At 62.5% G+C, this 1279-nt stretch carries 1 protein-coding gene; it reads right to left on the bottom strand.

Annotated elements, in window-relative coordinates; translation table 11 throughout:
- Positions 1-20: 20 nt before the first annotated feature.
- Positions 21-1220, bottom strand: a complete 1200-nt coding sequence (locus tag AWC17_RS24370) for an IS30 family transposase (protein WP_047323111.1) — start codon at positions 1218-1220, stop codon at positions 21-23.
- Between the last annotated feature and the right edge of the window lie 59 nt (positions 1221-1279).

Here is a 1279-nt window from a genome sequence, read left to right as displayed (position 1 = left end):
ACGATCAGTGCAACATCCGGTCAGGCGGCTTGTTCGAGGAGTTGGGCGAGTCGTTGGGCGGGAGTGTCGAGGTTGAGTGTGGGTCGGGGCCGGCGGTTGAGGGTGTCTTGGACGCGTTTGAGGTCGGCCTTGGTGTAGCCGGACAAGTCGGTGCCCTTTTCGAACCAGAATCGCAAGAGCCGGTTGGTGTTTTCGTTGCTGCCGCGTTGCCAGGGTGAGTGGGGGTTGCAGAAGTAAACCGGGGCATTGAGTTGCAGCGAGATCTCGCGCCAGTTAGCCATTTCGCTGCCACGATCCCAAGTGATGGAACGCCGCAGGTGGTCGGGCAGCTCGCTCATCGCCTCGATCAGCGCCGTGGCGACGGCCTGGGCGCTGTGGTCGGCGGGTAGGTGCAACAGGATCGTGAAACGGGTGCTGCGTTCCACCAAGGTGCCGATCGCGCTGGCACCGCCGACACCCAAGATCAGATCACCTTCCCAGGAACCGGGCACGGCCCGATCCTCGGCTTGGGCGGGACGATTGCTGATCGTGAACTCCTCGCCGTTGTAGACGCCGCGGCTGACATAGCGGCCCCGAGGTTTGCGTGCCGCTCGCTTGGTGGACAAGCATTTGTGCAGATCAGCACGCAAACTCCCCCGCGTTTGCACATACAGGCATTGGTAAATGGTTTCGTGGCTCACCCGGGCCTGCCTGTCATCGGGGTGATCGCTGGCCAACACATCGGCGATCAGCTTGGGACTCCACCCATCATTCATCCACGCTTCGATGAGCGCGCACAACGGATGGTCTTTGAGTTTGTACTCCTTAGGTCGACGCGCCCTGTCTGCGGCACGGCCATGGGCCATCAGAGCGTGATAGTCCCCGTCGGCATTCTTGTTTCGTCGAATCTCGCGATACACCACAGTGCGATCACGGCCGATCTGCTTGCCGATCTCGGCGTAGCTCAGGCCCGCGTCGCGGCCGCGCATGATGGTCACGCGCTCGGCGACGCTGAGTCTGTGCCCACGCCCGCCCGGCCGCGACACGTCCCCCGGGTTTGCTAAACCAGAGCACCACTGGTTTCTTCCTAGCTTCATCGCGCCAGCCTCACGCCACCACCGCGACCCGGTAAGGAACGACACACCCACCACGCGTTCTGCCTGAGTCACCGACATGCCCTGGCACACCAGGTCGAAGAACTCCCGCCGCACCGACCTCGCGAACGGATATCCACTCGGCATGGCAACCTCCCAAATCCACGGATGTTGCACTGACCGTATGAATCCACCCGGCGTGTCGT

Origin of the sequence: Mycobacterium nebraskense (assembly GCF_002102255.1) — a bacterium.
GTDB classification, from domain to species: Bacteria; Actinomycetota; Actinomycetes; order Mycobacteriales; family Mycobacteriaceae; genus Mycobacterium; species Mycobacterium nebraskense.
Note: the sequence above shows the minus strand (reverse complement) of the source record. Positions and strands in the feature narration are given on the sequence as shown.